A 15,564-nucleotide genomic window follows, 5' to 3' on the forward strand; every position below is an offset into this window, starting at 1 on the left:
CGGCGCTTCGAGCCATCGCACGCTCCAGTCCGCGCAGTTCACGACCTGCACACCTTCAGCCGTGATCACGATCAACGTTCTGCCTCCGCGCATCGTCGCCGTACCGCCGACGCGAAGGTCTTAGGGACGTTGCTCCAGAACCTCCCCGTCGTCGCTGAGCCGGATCAGGGAGTTCTTCCCCTCGAAGGTCTCACCGACCGCGACCCAGGTCCCCGTCACCGGGTCGTGGAGGACGAGACGGAAGTGCTCAGGCACCCTCGCTCGTTCTCGCCCGTCGGAGTCGAGGATCCGTAGAAACCCGTTGTCGGTGAACGCCAGGTGCTCCCCGTCGCCAGCCGCGAACCAGACCGGACCCGGTCCGGTCGCGATCCGGGGCCCCAGCGGATCCAGCGAACCGTCCAGCAGGCGGCACCAACCACCACCCACTCCCAGCGAGAGGTCCGAAGTCAGCGCGATCACCCTCAACACCCCTCGCAGGGAACGCACCTCCTCCCCGGTGGCTGCCTCCAGCACGCGGGTGGCCCTGCGGAGGTGAGTGACGACCACACGACCTCCAGCCAGAGCAGTCACGGCCTCCACGTTCGTGCGGCTGCGGTCCTGCCACAGCCGCTGACCCGTCAGGTCGTAGCCGCACACACCGTGGCGTTCCCAGGCGCCGGCGACCACCACGGGGTGCTCACCGGGTACCAGTGCACCCCGCCAACCGCCGTAGTCCCAGATGGTCTCGAACGTGGCGCAGTGCGCGGCACGTTCCAGCGACCAGACGTCCACGAGCCCCTTGTGGCGGGCGGTGACCAGGAGGTCCTCTTCCCACGGCGCCGCGGCGACCTGGCGCAGGTCGATCACCAGCGTTCACCGTCTGCGAGCCCGTTGAAGATCATGCCAGTGAGTCTGTCCCAGGGGTCCGACAACGAGGTCGCCGCGGGACTCGAAGCTCTTCCTCGACCGTCGAGGTGCGCCGGCGGGACGGGCCGCGGTTCCACCGAGGCAGCGGACTTCAGGGTCGTTCCGCGGTACGGGCGGGCGTCGGAGGCCGGGAACCTCGCGCTCACGCCGAGGAGCACGGAATGCGGGTGAGGGAAGCAGTTCCGTCTGCCAGCCTGGTCACCGTGGTCCACGACGACGGAGCAGTCCGACCCGCGACCGCAACGGTCGGCCCGGGGCCGCGTGGATGAGCACCGCCCACGACCTCGGTCCAGTACCGACCCGCCTCAGCGTCGAGACCGACCTGGTCCACCAGCTCATCGCCGAGCAGTTTCCCCACTGGGCCGACCTGCCGGTGCGCCCGGTGGCCGACGGCGGCTGGGACAACTTCACCTTCCACCTCGGTTCGGACATGTCGGTGCGCCTGCCCAGTGCCACCGAGTACGCCCTCGCCGTGGACAAGGAGCACCGCTGGTTGCCCCGCCTCGCAACGCAGCTCCCGTTGCCCATCTCCACTCCGCTGGCACGAGGCCGACCCGGCCACGGCTACCCCTTCGCCTGGTCGGTGTACCGGTGGCTGCCCGGGGACCCGGTGACCGCCGACCGCATCGCTGACGGCGGCATCGGCGCTGAGGGCGACCCGGTCCGCTTCGCCCTCGACCTCGCCGACTTCCTCACCGCCTTGCAGCAGATCGACCCCACCGACGGGCCGGCTCCCGGCACGCACAACTGGTTCCGCGGCGGCACGCTGCGCACCTACGACGCGACGACCCAGAACGCGCTGCAGACCCTCGAGGGTCGCCCCGACGTGGACATCGACGTCGAGTTGGCCCGCGCCGTGTGGGCCAGTGCGCTCGACGCACGGTGGAACCGCGTGCCGGTCTGGTTCCACGGCGACATCGCTGCCGGCAACCTGCTGCTGCGTGAGGGCCGGCTGGGTGCGGTCATCGACTTCGGCACCTGCGGGGTCGGTGACCCCGCCTGCGACCTCGCCGGGGCGTGGACGTTGCTGGGCACCGCAGCCCGGGTGGCCTTCCGCGACCGGATGGACGTCGACGAAGGTACGTGGGCTCGAGGGCGCGGCTGGGCGCTGTGGAAGACCCTGGCCACCTACGTCGGAGTCCTCGACGAGGATGCAGGAGCAGCCGCCGGGGCTCAGCGCGTCCTCGACGCGATCCTCACCGAGTACGGGGTCACCAGCTGAGCCCTTGCAGGCGCGCATGGGCTGACGACCTCACGGTCATCCCGCGATCTGGGCAGGATCACGGCTGTTCGCGATCCGCCGGGCAGGTCCCAGGCACAGAGGGGCCGCCAGCGACCGCTCACGCAGCCGACCTCGCCGTCAGGGCCGTGCCCTCGACGTCGAGGGTCGGCAACCACCGCAACCACCGCGGCATCCACCACGCCGCCCGGCCGAGCAACGACAACGCCGCCGGCACCGCGACCATCCGGACGACCACGGCGTCGGCGAGGATCCCGACGGCCAGCGCGAAGGCGATGGGTTTGATCGTCGAGTCGCCCTGCGGGACGAACCCCGCGAACACCGCGAACATGATCGCCGCGGCGGCCACCACGACGGGTGCCGCCTGCCGGAACCCGGTGCGGACGGCCTGCACGGGATCGGCGCCGTGGGCGTGCGCCTCGTGCATCCGGGAGACCAGGAACACCTGGTAGTCCATCGCGAGGCCGAAGAGGATCCCGACGACGATGATCGGCGCGAGGCTCAGCAGGGGGCCGGTGCTCTCGGCCCGCACGATCTGCTTCAGCCAGCCCCACTGGAACACCGCGGTCGTCGCGCCGAGCGCGGCGCCGATGGTCAGGAGGAACCCCAGGACCCCGACGACGGGCACCAGGATCGAGCGGAAGACCAGCACCAGCAGGACGAACGCGAGCCCGACGACCAGCACGAGGTACACCGGCAGTGCGTCGGACAGCGTGCTGGAGACGTCGACGCTCACCGCGGTCTGGCCGGTGACGTAGGCGGTGGTTCCCGAGGGGTCCCCGGCGATGAGGTCGCGCATCCGGTGCACGAGGTCGGTGGTGGCCGTGTCGTCCGGGGCGGTGGTGGGGACGACGGTGACGAGGGCGGCGCTCCCGTCCCGGTTCGGGGTGGGCGGTGCGGCGAAGGCGACTCCCGGCAGCGCGCGGAGTTCCGTGCTCAGCGCGGTCGCGCGGTCGACCACGCCGGCTCCCTCCCCGTCGCCGTGGACGAGGACGACGATCGGTCCGCTGACCCCCGCGCCGAAGCGGTCGGAGAGGATCTGCTGCGCCTTCGCCTGGGTGCTGCCGTCGGGCCACGCGGTGCTCAACGTGGTCTGCATCGAGGTGACCGGGATCGCGACGACCCCGAGGGCCACGACGGCCAGCACCAGGCTGACCCAGCGCCGGGTCGTCACGGTCCGACCCCACGTCGCGAACAGCCCCGTGCGTTCGGTGCCGTCCGGGACGTGCGGTGGCGCCACGTGGCGGCCGCCGCTGTGCTCGAGGGCCTTGCGGGCCGAGCGCGGCAGCGCCCGCAGCCCGACGAACCCGAGCGCCGCGGGGACGAGGGTGAGGGCGATGAGCACCGCGACGACGACCGTCGCGGCGGCGGCGATCCCCATCTCGGTGAGGAACGGGATGCCGGCCACGGCGAGACCGGCGAGCGCGATGACCACGGTCACCCCGGCGGTCAGGACCGCCGACCCCGCGGTCCCCACGGCCAGCGGGACGGCCTCGGCCACGCTGCGCCCGTCGAGGAGTTCCTGCCGGAAGCGGGTGACGATGAACAGCGCGTAGTCGATGCCGACGGCGAGGCCCAGCATGATCGCGAGGATCGGCGTCGTGGACTGCAGGTCGACGAAACCCGTGAGGGTGGTGATCCCGAGCGCGCCGATCCCGACGCCGACGACGGCCGTCAGCAGGTTCATCCCCGCGGCGACGAGCGAGCCGTAGGTGATGGCGAGGACGACGAGCGCGACGACGACACCGATGACCTCGGCGGGTCCGCCGAGTTCGGAGACCCCCTGCGTGACCTCGCCCGTCACCTCCGCGTCCAGGCCCGCGGCCCGGGCGTGCGCGACGGCGGCGAGCAGTTCCTCGCGTTCGGACGCGGTGACCTCCGACGCCTGCACCGGGTAGCTGACCGTGCTGTAGGCGGCGCGCAGGTCGGGGGAGACGACGGGGTTCGCGGCGTCGAGCGGGTTGCTCGCGCCCGCGACCCCGTCGAGGCCGTTGAGCTCCTGGATGGCGGCGAGGACCTTCGCCGAGTTCTCCGCCGAGGTGATCTGCTGACCCTCGGGCACCTCGAAGACGACCTGGGCCGATCCGCCGTTCGCGGTGTCGCCGAACTCCTCCCCGATGAGGCGCAGCGCGGTCGTCGACTCCTGGCCGGGGATCTCGAAGGAGTTCACCGTCTTCCCCGACAGGGTGGCGGCGCCGACCCCGGTCAGGGCGAGGAGCAGGACCCAGACGGCCACGACGAGGCCGCGGCGGCGGAACGCGCCGGCTCCGAGGCGGTGCAGGAAGGTCGCCATCTCAGTTCTCCTCGGCGGTGTGCCCGAGCGCGGCGAGCGCAGCGGTGATCAGGTGGGGGCGGACGGTCGCGGCGTCGAGGTCGCGGAAGGCGAGCGAGGTGACGGCGAGCCCGCTGACGGCGGTGGTGATCCGCACGCCGCGGTCCAGGACGGCGGCGCTGGGCGGTTGCTCGCTCTTGACGATCTCCGTGCCGAAGGAGCGGAACAGCACCTCGCCGAGGTGGTCCAACCGGTCGGAGGACAGCGCCCCCTGGCTGATCGTCGTCAGCATGAAGGAGACGAGCCCGGGACGTCGCTCGGCGAGGGCGACGAGGGCTTCGACCACGGTCCGGTCGCGCCCGGGACCGGTCGGGAGGTCCGTCACCTGGGTGGCGATGCGCTCGAAGTGCCCGACCGTGTGCGCCACGGTCGCCTCCTCCAGCGCCTCCTTGCTCGGGAAGCGGTGCAGCAGACCGGTCTTGGAGTAGCCGACCGCGTCGGCCACCCGCTGCACCGAGGTCTGCTCGATCCCGTGGCGGGCGAACAGCGCCGCCGCCGCCTCGAGGATCTCCTCGTCGATCTGTTCCTTCGTCAACCGGGGCACCCGACCACTGTAGACCGGTGTGGACCGAGTCGGTCGCACAAGGACCGGTTCGGTCCATCGCGGGCGGTGGGTCGTGTCGGAGGTGAGGCCTACCCTTGACCCACGATGAGCACTCTCTTCGACGACCTCCCGCTGGGCCCCTCCTCGAGCGGCGACCCGAACGGCGGCAGGACCGCGCCGACCCCGCGCCGGGGGGCGGACCCGGCTGCCCTGCTCGAGGGGCTGAACCCGCAGCAGCACCAGGCCGTCGTGCACGCGGGGTCTCCGCTGCTGATCGTCGCGGGCGCCGGCTCGGGCAAGACGCGGGTCCTGACCCACCGCATCGCCTACCTGCTCGCCGAGGGCCGTGCCACCGCCGGGCAGGTCCTCGCGATCACCTTCACCAACAAGGCCGCCGCCGAGATGCGCGAACGCGTGGCCGCCCTGGTGGGCGACCAGGTCGGTGTGAACGTGGGGATGGGGTCCCGCAGCATGTGGGTCTCGACCTTCCACTCCGCCTGCGTGCGCATCCTGCGCCGCGAGGCCCAGCACCTGGGGATGCGGACGTCGTTCTCGATCTACGACTCCGCCGACTCCCAGCGGCTCATGGCGATGGTCGGCCGCGAGCTGCAGCTGGACCCGAAGAAGCACGCGCCGCGGGCGATGTCGACGATGGTGTCGAACCTCAAGAACGAGCTCGTCGACGAGGAGACCTTCTTCGACCGGGCGAACTCCGAGAGCGGCAACGAGACCGAACGCGTCCTCGCGAAGGCCTACCGGATGTACCAGCAGCGGCTGCGCCAGGCCAACGCCATGGACTTCGACGACCTGATCATGTCCACGGTGCACCTCCTGCAGGCCTTCCCGGACGTCGCGGAGCACTACCGCCGACGCTTCCGCCACGTGCTGGTCGACGAGTACCAGGACACCAACCACGCGCAGTACATGCTGGTGAAGGAACTCGTCGGCACCGGTGAGGGCCCCGTCCCGCGCGGGGAGCTGACCGTCGTCGGTGACGCGGACCAGTCGATCTACGCCTTCCGCGGCGCGACGATCCGCAACATCGTCGAGTTCGAGCAGGACTACCCGGACGCGACGACGGTGCTGCTGGAGCAGAACTACCGCTCGACGCAGAACATCCTGACCGCGGCCAACGAGGTCATCAAGCTCAACGACGACCGCCGGCCGAAGAACCTCTGGACGGCCTCGGGCGCGGGGGAGCAGATCGTCGGGTACGTCGCCGACGACGAGCACGACGAAGCCGCCTTCGTCGCCGAGGAGGTCGACCGCCTCCACGACGCGGGATCGCTGAAGTACAAGGACGTCGCCGTCTTCTACCGGACGAACGCGCAGTCGCGTTCGCTGGAGGAGGTCTTCATCCGCACCGGGCTGCCCTACAAGGTGGTCGGCGGGACGCGCTTCTACGAGCGCAGGGAGGTCAAGGACGCCGTCGCCTACCTGCGCGTCCTCGACAACCCCGACGACACGGTGAACATGCGCCGCGTCCTCAACACCCCCAAGCGCGGGATCGGCGAACGGGCCGAGGCCGCGATCGTGGTGCTGGCCGAACGCGAGCGGATCGGCTTCAACGCCGCGCTGGACCGCGCCGACGAGGCGATCGGTCTGGTGTCGCGCTCCCTGAACGCGATCCAGGGTTTCGCCCAGCTGATCCACGACCTGCGCACGCTGGCGGAGTCGGGGGCCGCCCCCTCCGTGGTGCTCGAGGCGATCCTGGAGCAGAGCGGTTACCTCGCCGAACTCCGGGCGAGCTCGGACCCGCAGGACGAGTCCCGGGTGGAGAACCTCTCCGAACTCGTCGCGGTGGCCGAGGAGTTCTCCGAGGACAACCCCGAGGGGACCCTCTCGGACTTCCTGGAACGCGTCTCCCTCGTGGCCGACGCCGACCAGATCCCTGCCGGTGCCGAGGACGACGGTGTCGTGACGCTCATGACGCTGCACACGGCGAAGGGGCTGGAGTTCCCCGTCGTGTTCCTCACCGGCATGGAGGACGGGACCTTCCCGCACATGCGCTCCCTCGGGGACCCCGACCAGCTGGCCGAGGAACGTCGCCTCGCCTACGTCGGCCTGACCCGGGCGCGCGAACGGCTCTACCTGTCCCGCTCGGCCGTCCGGAGCGCCTGGGGCGCACCGCAGCAGTACCCGCCGTCACGGTTCCTCGACGAGGTCCCCGCGACGCTGGTCGAGTGGAAGCGTGCGCAGTCGGCGTTCCAGAACGTCGCCTCCCCGAGCGCCGCGTCGCGGATCTCCCAACGCCCGGGGGTGCGTTCCGCCGGCAACCGGCCGGTCATCACCCTGAACCCCGGCGACCGGGTGACGCACGACTCCTTCGGCCTCGGCACCGTCGTGCGCATGGAGGGCGAGGGCGACAAGACCATCGCGCACATCGACTTCCGGTCCGAGGGGACGAAACGGCTGCTGCTCAGGTACGCGCCGGTCGAGAAGCTCTGACCACGGACGCCACCTCGCGGGGACGTTCCAGCGGCAGCAGGTGACCCGCCCCGGGCAACGTCACGAACGTCGCCCGGGGGTAGGCCACCCCGTTCAGCTCCCGCTGGGCGTTCTCGCCCAGGTCACCGTCCGCACCGCCCGCCACGAGGACCGCGGGCAGGTCGAGGACCCCGACCCGCTCGGACCAGTCCTCCCGCGACCCGAACTCCAGCCAGTTCCGCCAGGCCAGCGGGGAGGAGCGGAGCAGGTCGGTGACGGCGCGTTCCGCGGCCGCGAGTTCCAGGGGTCCGCCCACGTTCGTCGCGACGAACTCACTGGCGGCGGCGGCGTCCAGCGGGCCGTCCTGCACCCAGGACAGCATGAGCGCCCGGCGTTCCTCCGCCATCGGCTCGGGGACCGGCGGGGAGCCGGCGAGCAGGAGCACCCCCGAAGGGGGTGGGAGTTCCCCGGCGAGCGCCCGCGCCGCGACGACGGATGCGATCTTCCCGCCCATGCTGTGCCCCAGCAGGATCCAGTCGTCGTCCACCGCCGAGAGCCGCTGCACGACGTGGTCGGCCATCGCCCGTACCGAGGTCCCGAGTTCCACCGGTGCGTCGCCGAAACCCGGCAGGTCGAGCGCGCGGAGCTCGAACTCCGGACCGAGTTCCGCGGCCAGCGCGTCGAAGGCGAGGCGGCTCGACCCGAGGGCGTGCAGACAGACGACAGTGGTGCTCACAGCGCCCATCCTCGGGGCGGAACGGGTGACCGGCGCGTCGGAGCGGCGCTGCGGGCTACTGCCCGAACGTGTACCGCAGGTTCGCGTTGATCAGCTGGTTCACCCGGCGACGCAGGTGCCCCAGCGACGACGGCTCGGGGAGCTGGTCCTCGACCAGCAGGGTCCACCGCAGGTCCGTCCCCTGGTGAGCCGCGTCCCACGGCAGCTCGAAGCGGAGCCGCGCGTCGGGTCGGACGGGCCACAGCGACGACCACACGAGGAGGTGGGGCGCGTCGACGGTCAGGACCTCGGGTCGCTGCTCGTCGTGGAGCAGCTCCAGCCAGGGGCGGTGCGGGTCGCGGTCCGGAGCGAGCAGCGCCTCGCAGACGACGTGCGGGGGCGCGGGCTGGTTCCTGCGGCGGGATCCGGCCTCGAGCACCCTCCTAGCTGGGGTGGGTGCGCCGGAGGGCATCGTGTCGCAGCGCCGCGTGCACGCCCCACGTCTCGTTCGCGACCTGGGTGATGCGCAGGTCCACGCAGGCGCTGAGCAGGGCGAACGTCGTCGACCGGTCGAGGTCGAGTTCCGCGGCGACCCACGTCACCATGTCGTCGAGCGCCGCGTCCGTCGCGGCGTTGAGGTCCGCGTCGAAGCCGAAGGTCAGCCGCTCGGTCGGGGTCGTGGCGTGCACGGAGGGTAGGGCGGGCACCGCGACGACGGAGACCGTGAGGTCGGTGGTCGTGCCGCACTCCACGGCCGTCCCGCAGACCTCGCCGTCGCCCTGGGCCGCGTGCCCGTCGCCGAGGCAGAGCAACGCGCCGGGGACGTGGACGGGCAGGAACAACGTCGAGCCGGCGACGAGGGAGCGGCAGTCGATGTTGCCGCCGTGCCCGGGGCGCGGCGGGGTCGTCGAGTGCTGGCCCGGTTCGGCCGGGGTCGTGCCGATGACGCCGAGGAAGGGGGCGGTGTCCACCGTGAACCCCAGCTGGTTCGTCGCCGTGCGCGCGTCGTCGTCGATGTCCCACAACAGGTCCGCGCGCTCCGTGATGCCCAGGCGCACGTTCAGCGGGCTGTCCACCGCGCCGGCGGACGTCCACCCCCACCCCGACGTGGTGATCGAGTGCAGGGTGACGGCCAGGACGTCCCCCGGGCGCGCACCCCGCACGGAGACCGGCCCGACGAGGCAGTGCCCGCGGGCGCCCTCGAGGCGACGGGGCGTGGGGGCCCCGGGGTGTTCCGGTCGCCGGAGGTAGCCGCAGGCGTCGAGCGCCTCGACGGTGAAGCGTTCGCCGTCGTCGACGACGAGCGCCGGTTCGAGGGCGGGGTCGAAGACGTCGGTCGGGGTAGCGTCCACGCATGGATCTTCCCCCCGAACTGCTCGTCCTGCTCCGTGAACGCGCCACCTGCTACCTCGCGACGACGATGCCCGACGGCTCGCCCCAGCTCACCCAGACCTGGGTCGACACGGACGGGACGAACATCGTCATCAACACCGTGCAGGGCTTCCAGAAGCTGCGCAACGTCGAGCGGGACGGCCGGGTCGCGGTCACCGTGGCCGATCCGGCGAACCCGAGTCGCTACTTCTTCGTGCGCGGCCACGTCGTGGCGTCGACCACGGAGGGAGGAGTGGAGAGCATCGAGGCGCTGTCGCAGAAGTACCTGGGCGCCCCCTACCCGTGGTTCGGGGGCCGCGACCAGGTGCGCGTCGTCCTGACGATCGCCGCCGACCGGATCCACGCCGTCGGCTGACGCGTCGTCCTCGTCGGGACGGGCGGCCCGGCTCAGGCGGTGGTCGTCCGGATCCCCGCCAGGACCGGTCGCGCGCGGAACCGTTCGAGCACCACCTCGACCCGGTCGGCGAGCACGTCCGGGACGTCGAGGATCCGCAGGTGACCGACGACACCGGCGCCGCCCCGCCACACGACCTGCCCGGACAGCGACAGTTCCACCGTGAACCCCTCGATGCGCTGACCGTGGTCGAGGTCCTCGGCGAGGTCCACCGAACGCAGCCGCAGCGGGGCGGCGAAGGTCAGCGTGGTCCGGGGCCTCCCGTCGGCGTCGGAGGTCGAGACCACGGCCTCACCGGAACGGTCGGCGGCCCGGTGGGCGCGGATGAGCTCACCCAGCCCGTGCAGGGACGCCACGTCGGGGACCGCCAGCACGCCGTCGGCGCGCGGGGGGACGTTGAGCAGGAAACCCGCGTTCCCGCCGACCGCGGCCCGCCACAGGTCGAACAGTTCCGCCGCGCCGCGCACCTGCCCGTCCTCGCTCGGGTGGTGGAACCAGCCGGGCCGGATGGAGGTGTTCACCTCGGCGGGGTACCAGACGCACTCACCGGCGTAACCCTCCAACGCGGCGCGGCTGCCGAGGTCGACCTCGTCGGAGCGGACCGCCCGGGAGAACCCGCCGTCGTCGGCCCGCTGCGAGCGGGACGCGACCCGTTCGGCGTCGCGGAGTTCGTGGGGGACGACGCTCCACTCGTCCGGACGGGTCTGCCCGGCCTCGTTCCCGCACCAGCGGACGTCGGGACCGCAGACGCTGATGACCGCGTCCGGTTGCAGGGCACGGATCACCCGGTGGTAGCGGTCCCAGTCGTAGGACTGCCTCCGTCCGTCCGGACCCTCGCCGTCGGCGCCGTCGAGCCAGACGCAGAACACCTCGCCGTAGCCGGTGAGCAGTTCCGTGAGCTGGGCGACGAAGTAGTCGTCGTAGTCGGTGCCCGTGCCGTACCGGGCGTCGGTGCGGTCCCACGGGGAGAGGTAGACGCCGAACGCCAGACCGTGCGCGGCGCACGCGGAGGCGACCTCGGCGACCAGATCACCACCACCCCTGCGCCACGGGCTGGCGGCGACGGAGTGGGCGGTGTGGGCGCTGGGCCACAGGCAGAACCCGTCGTGGTGCTTGGCCGTCAGGACCACCCCGCGCATCCCGGCGGCCGCCATCGCCGTGACCCAGCCGTCCGCGTCGACGTGGGCGGGGTCGAACAGCGCCGGATCCTCGTGGCCGAGCCCCCACTCGCGGTCGGTCACGGTGTTCATGCCGAAGTGGACGAAGCCGTAGAACTCCAGTTCCTGCCAGCGCCGCTGCCGGGCGGAGGGACGGACGCCGGCGAGGTAGCGCAGGTCGAGGCTCATCCTGTCCGCCGCCGGGGTCGGGCGGGGCGGACGGCGTGGTCCTCGGGGATGTGGTGGGTCAGCGCCCGGGCGGCGCTCGCCCGGTCGTAGGTGAGTTGCGCGACCCGCACGTAGAGGCAGTCGATGACGAACAACTGGGCGTGCCGGGCCGCGAAGGGACCCTCGCGGAAGGTCGTCCCGCCCGGTGCGACGGTGAGCACCACGTCGGCGGAGCGGGCCAGGGGGGACCCGGGTTCACCGGTGACGGCGATCGTGGTGGCCCCGCGCCGGGCGGCCAGGGCGGCGGGTTCCACGACCTCCCGGGTGGCGCCGGACACCGAGACGGCGATGACGACGTCGGCCGGGGTGAGCAGCGCCGCCGACGTGGTCGCCGCGTGGACCTCGGTCCAGTTCCGCACCGGAACGCCGATGCCGAACAACCGCGAGTCCGTCTCCGCGGCCATCGCCGCGCTACCGCCCACGCCGTACACGTCGACGCGACGTGCCCGGGCCACGGCCTGCGCCGCCCGTTCCAGCGCGACCAGGTCGAGGCGGCGGGCGGTGTCCTGCAGGCTGCGGACGTCCGCGGCCGCGACGACCGCGACGACCCGTTCGAGGTCGTCGTGGGGGAGGATGTCCGGCCCCACCTCGGCGCCGCCCCAGACGGGGTCGCCGGCGCGGCGTCCCTGTTCGCGGGCCAGCAGCAGGACGAGTCCCTGGTACCCCTCGAGCCCGATGGTCTGGCAGAAGCGGGTGACCGCGGCCTGCGAGGTCCCCGCGCGACGCGCGAGTTCCGCCGCGGAGCAGCGCTCGACCGCCTCGGGTTCGGCGAGCACGAAGTCGGCGACCTTGCGCAACGACGGCGGCAGTTCCGCGTGGACGGCGAGGATGCGCTGGGCCGGGTCGGGACCGTGGGTCGACACCGTCACCTCCGGTTCTCCACTGGTTGACCGATGCACCAGCACGGTCGTGCGACGGAGAGTAGCAGCGGATCCCGGTGCGGCTCGGGATCTCCGGTGTCCGATCACACAGCCTGCCACGCAACACGAACGTAACCAGGATGTGACGGGAAGCCCTTGACTTCACCACCTCCGTGGATGAAACATTCATCCACCCGATGTCGACTCGCTGAATCACCGACCCAGGAGTTCCGCTGTGGCAGCCTTCCCGCAACACGTCGACGAGTTCCAGCGGGAAGTGGTGTCCCGTCTCGAGACGCTCTCCGCGCTCGCCGGTTCCGGTGGTCTCGACGCAGCGGTCGACCTGCTCAGCACCTGCATCTCCACCGGCGGGGTGGTCCAGGCCTTCGGCACCGGGCACTCCGAGGGGTTCGCCATGGAGATCGCCGGCCGGGCGGGCGGGTTGATCCCGACGAACAAGGTCGCCCTGCGCGACGCGGCGCTCGTCGGGAACCACGCGATCGCCGAACTCACGGGGGAACCCCCGCTGGAACGCGACCCGAACATCGCCCGGGACGTGTTCGCGACCGTGGTCCGCGACCCCCGCGACGTCTTCGTCATCGCCTCCAACTCCGGGGTCAACGGTTCCGTCGTCGGGCTCGCCCTGCTGGCCCAGGAGCACGGCCACCCGGTGATCGCGGTCACCAGCCTGGCCCACACCCACGCCGTGCAACCCCAGCACCCCAGCGGGAAGCGCCTCGCCGAGATCGCCGACGTCGTCATCGACAACCTCGCCCCCTTCGGCGACGCGACGCTCGACTCCGTCGGGGACGTCACCGTCGGTGCGGTGTCCTCGCTCACCTCCGGCTACATCGCCCAACTGCTGACCATCGGCACCGTCGCGACCCTCACCGCCCGCGGCGAGGAGGCCCCCCTCTACGTCTCGGCCAACGTCCCCGGTGGGCACGACCGCAACCTCACCTTCGAGGCGAGGTACGGAGACCGTCTGCGCCGCAGCGCTTGAACCCATCGTCCGCAGTCCGAGAGGAAGCACCGTGAGCGAGTCCCCGTTGTTCCAGCGTCGCCGGTTCCTGGGTCTGGTCCTGGCCGGCACCCTCGTGCCCGTCGGCCTGAGCGCCTGCGCCGCCGGCGGCGGCAGCGACACCCCCGCCGACTCCGCCCCCACCGGTGAGGTCAGCGACACGAACCCCTTCGGCGTCGGCGAGGGCGCCGCCGTCGAGGCCGTCATCTTCGACGGCGGGTACGGCACGGACTACGTCAGCGCCGTCGCCGCCGCGTACGCCGACCTGCACAAGGGGGGCAAGCTCACCGTCGCCCCCTCCACCCAGATCTCCCAGCAGATGCAGCCGCGCTTCGTCGGCGGCAACCCGCCGGACCTCCTCGACAACTCCGGGGCGAACGCCATCGGCCTCGCGACCATCGCGAAGCAGCTCGAGGACCTCGCCCCGCTCACCAAGGCCAAGAACACCGAGGGCGACGTCATCGCCGACACCCTCTACCCGGGGATGCTCGACGACGGCTACTACGACGGTCGCCTCGTCCAGCTGAACTACGTCCTCACGGTCTACGGCCTCTGGTACTCCAAGTCGCTGTTCGACGCCAACGGCTGGAAGGCCCCGACGACGTGGGACGACGTCCTCGCGCTGGGCGCCCAGGCCAAGACGGCGGGCAAGTACCTCTTCTGCTGGGGCAAGGAGGCCGCGTCCTACTACCTCACCCTCGCCGTCGAGTCGGCGATCAAGGAGGGCGGCGACGAGGTCCGCGTCAAGCTGGGCAACCTCGACGCCGACGCCTGGAGCCACCCCGTCGTGCAGGCGGTGTTCGCGAAGATGGAGCAGGCCGTGCAGGCCGGGTACTTCCTCCCGGGCGGCGCCGGGACACAGTTCACCGCCGCGCAGGCGCAGTGGACCCAGGGACAGCAGGCGGTGCTCTACCCCTCCGGGTCCTGGATCGAGAACGAGATGAAGAGCCAGACCGCTGCGGACTTCCAGATGACCGGGTGTCCCGCGCCCGCGGTGTCGAGCGGGGCGGCGATGCCGGCGGAGTCCTTCCACGCCAGCGCCGGGGAGCCGTTCGTCGTCCCGAGCCAGGCGAAGAACAAGGCCGGCGGCATGGAGACGCTGCGGCTGATGCTGTCGAAGGAGGGCGCCACCAACTTCGCCAAGGCCAAGCTCTCCTCGACCATCGTCAAGGGCACCGTCCCCGCGGACGCCTTCGGTTCCACGGCCCTGGCGTCCCAGATCGCCATGCTCGACGCGGCCGGCGAGAACACCTTCACGTTCAACTTCAACGACATCTACGGCTTCACCAGCCAGAACAACGTCCTCTGGAACAGCTTCCTCTCGGGTGAGCTCGACGCCGCCGGTCTCACCAGCGGCCTGCAGAAGCAGTTCGACGACACCCGCGCGGACGACTCCGTGGTCAAGGTCAAGGTCTCGTGAGGACCCGCCGCAGGCTGACGTTCGACCGCGTCAGCCTGATGGTGGTGTTCCTCGGGATCCCCGTCGCGCTCTACCTGGCCTTCGTGCTCTACCCGTTCACCCAGGCCGCCTGGTACTCGCTGACCTCGTGGTCGGGGTTCACCTCGACCCAGCAGTTCATCGGCCTCGACAACTACGTGCACCTGGCGCAGGACGACCTGTTCCTCAAGGCCGTCGGCAACAGCCTCGTGCTCCTCGTGGTGGTGCCGATCGTCACCCTGGTGCTGAGCTTCGCCCTCGCCTGCCTGCTGACGTTCGGCGGGTCCTCTACCGGGGCCGTGCGGGGACTGTCGGGGTCGTCGTTCTACCGGATCGTGTCCTTCTTCCCCTACGTCGTGCCCGCGATCGTCATCGGCATCATCTGGGGCCGCGTCTACGACCCGAGTGCCGGGTTGCTGAACGGCGTCCTCACCGGACTCGGCCTCGAGCGCTTCGACAAGTTCGCCTGGCTGGGCCGTTCCTCGACGGCGATGCCCGCCACCGTCGCCGTCATCGTGTGGACGTTCGTCGGCTTCTACATGGTCCTCTTCGTCGCGGCGATCCGCGGGATCCCGGCCGAGACGTTCGAGGCCGCCCGCCTCGACGGCGCGGGCCGCTTCCGCACGGCGGTGTTCATCGCCGCACCGGGGATCTCGGGCGCGCTGCGCACGGCCTACGTCTACCTCGGGATCTTCGCCCTCGACGCGTTCGTGTTCCTGGCCGCGCTGAACCCCGACGGCGGTCCGGCGAACTCGACCCTGGTCATCACCCAGCAGATCTTCAGCACCGCGTTCAAGGACGGCCGCTTCGGGCTGGCCTGCGCCATGGGCGTCGTCCTGGCGCTGGTGACGTTCGCCTTCACCGGTCTGGTGTTCGGCGTCGCCCGGTGGCGGGAGAAGCGCGCGTGAGC

At 71.5% G+C, this 15,564-nt stretch carries 14 protein-coding genes; 6 read left to right on the forward strand and 8 right to left on the reverse strand.

Going from position 1 to position 15,564, the window contains the following annotated elements; all coding sequences use genetic code 11:
- Positions 1–120 precede the first annotated feature (120 nt).
- Complete coding sequence (locus tag OG218_RS18695; protein WP_328294724.1) at positions 121–846, reverse strand: hypothetical protein; 726 nt, start codon at positions 844–846, stop codon at positions 121–123.
- A 325-nt stretch (positions 847–1,171) separates the two neighbouring features.
- Here OG218_RS18695 and OG218_RS18700 point away from each other — a divergent pair, with 325 nt between their 5' ends.
- Entirely contained in the window at positions 1,172–2,128 is a 957-nt protein-coding gene (locus tag OG218_RS18700) for an aminoglycoside phosphotransferase family protein (protein WP_328294725.1), read from the forward strand.
- A 118-nt stretch (positions 2,129–2,246) separates the two neighbouring features.
- Here the strand turns inward: OG218_RS18700 and OG218_RS18705 are convergent, their stop codons facing one another.
- Both OG218_RS18705 and OG218_RS18710 read right to left on the reverse strand, forming a co-directional pair.
- A complete protein-coding gene (locus OG218_RS18705; RefSeq protein ID WP_328294726.1) occupies positions 2,247–4,439 on the reverse strand; it encodes an MMPL family transporter in 2,193 nt (730 codons plus the stop codon).
- A 1-nt stretch (position 4,440) separates the two neighbouring features.
- Positions 4,441–5,022 carry a TetR/AcrR family transcriptional regulator gene (locus tag OG218_RS18710; protein ID WP_328294727.1) on the reverse strand — a complete coding sequence of 194 codons (582 nt, stop codon included), beginning with the start codon at positions 5,020–5,022 and terminating at the stop codon, positions 4,441–4,443.
- 105 nt (positions 5,023–5,127) lie between these two features.
- Between OG218_RS18710 and pcrA the strand changes: the two genes are divergently transcribed.
- On the forward strand, positions 5,128–7,470 hold the full coding sequence (gene pcrA / locus OG218_RS18715; protein WP_328294728.1) for a DNA helicase PcrA: 2,343 nt from the start codon (positions 5,128–5,130) through the stop codon (positions 7,468–7,470).
- On the opposite strand, the gene OG218_RS18720 is transcribed toward pcrA, so the two are convergent.
- The 3 genes from OG218_RS18720 to OG218_RS18730 are packed head-to-tail and all read right to left on the reverse strand — an operon-like array spanning position 7,442 to position 9,516.
- A complete protein-coding gene (locus OG218_RS18720; protein WP_328294729.1) occupies positions 7,442–8,185 on the reverse strand; it encodes an alpha/beta fold hydrolase in 744 nt (247 codons plus the stop codon). The genes pcrA and OG218_RS18720 overlap by 29 nt on opposite strands.
- A gap of 55 nt (positions 8,186–8,240) precedes the next feature.
- Entirely contained in the window at positions 8,241–8,603 is a 363-nt protein-coding gene (locus OG218_RS18725; RefSeq protein WP_328294730.1) for a hypothetical protein, read from the reverse strand.
- Between the two features lie 4 nt (positions 8,604–8,607).
- Positions 8,608–9,516, reverse strand: coding sequence for an acetamidase/formamidase family protein (locus OG218_RS18730; protein WP_328294731.1), 909 nt, complete (start codon positions 9,514–9,516; stop codon positions 8,608–8,610).
- 2 nt (positions 9,517–9,518) lie between these two features.
- Here OG218_RS18730 and OG218_RS18735 point away from each other — a divergent pair, with 2 nt between their 5' ends.
- Complete coding sequence (locus OG218_RS18735) at positions 9,519–9,911, forward strand: PPOX class F420-dependent oxidoreductase (RefSeq protein ID WP_328294732.1); 393 nt, start codon at positions 9,519–9,521, stop codon at positions 9,909–9,911.
- A 32-nt stretch (positions 9,912–9,943) separates the two neighbouring features.
- On the opposite strand, the gene OG218_RS18740 is transcribed toward OG218_RS18735, so the two are convergent.
- Both OG218_RS18740 and OG218_RS18745 read right to left on the reverse strand, forming a co-directional pair.
- On the reverse strand, positions 9,944–11,296 hold the full coding sequence (locus tag OG218_RS18740; protein WP_328294733.1) for an alpha-L-fucosidase: 1,353 nt from the start codon (positions 11,294–11,296) through the stop codon (positions 9,944–9,946).
- A complete protein-coding gene (locus OG218_RS18745; protein ID WP_328294734.1) occupies positions 11,293–12,204 on the reverse strand; it encodes a MurR/RpiR family transcriptional regulator in 912 nt (303 codons plus the stop codon). The genes OG218_RS18740 and OG218_RS18745 overlap by 4 nt, the downstream gene beginning before the upstream one ends.
- Positions 12,205–12,430: 226 nt before the next feature.
- Between OG218_RS18745 and OG218_RS18750 the strand changes: the two genes are divergently transcribed.
- The 3 genes from OG218_RS18750 to OG218_RS18760 are packed head-to-tail and all read left to right on the forward strand — an operon-like array spanning position 12,431 to position 15,562.
- Positions 12,431–13,198, forward strand: a complete 768-nt coding sequence (locus OG218_RS18750; RefSeq protein ID WP_328294735.1) for a sugar isomerase domain-containing protein — start codon at positions 12,431–12,433, stop codon at positions 13,196–13,198.
- Positions 13,199–13,229: 31 nt separating this feature from the next.
- Positions 13,230–14,636: an N-acetylglucosamine/diacetylchitobiose ABC transporter substrate-binding protein gene (ngcE, locus tag OG218_RS18755; RefSeq protein ID WP_328294736.1), complete on the forward strand. Its 1,407-nt coding sequence runs from the start codon at positions 13,230–13,232 to the stop codon at positions 14,634–14,636.
- Positions 14,633–15,562, forward strand: coding sequence for a carbohydrate ABC transporter permease (locus OG218_RS18760; RefSeq protein ID WP_328294737.1), 930 nt, complete (start codon positions 14,633–14,635; stop codon positions 15,560–15,562). The genes ngcE and OG218_RS18760 overlap by 4 nt, the downstream gene beginning before the upstream one ends.
- Positions 15,563–15,564 lie beyond the last annotated feature (2 nt).

Source organism: Kineococcus sp. NBC_00420 (genome assembly GCF_036021035.1).
Classification (GTDB): Bacteria; Actinomycetota; Actinomycetes; order Actinomycetales; family Kineococcaceae; genus Kineococcus.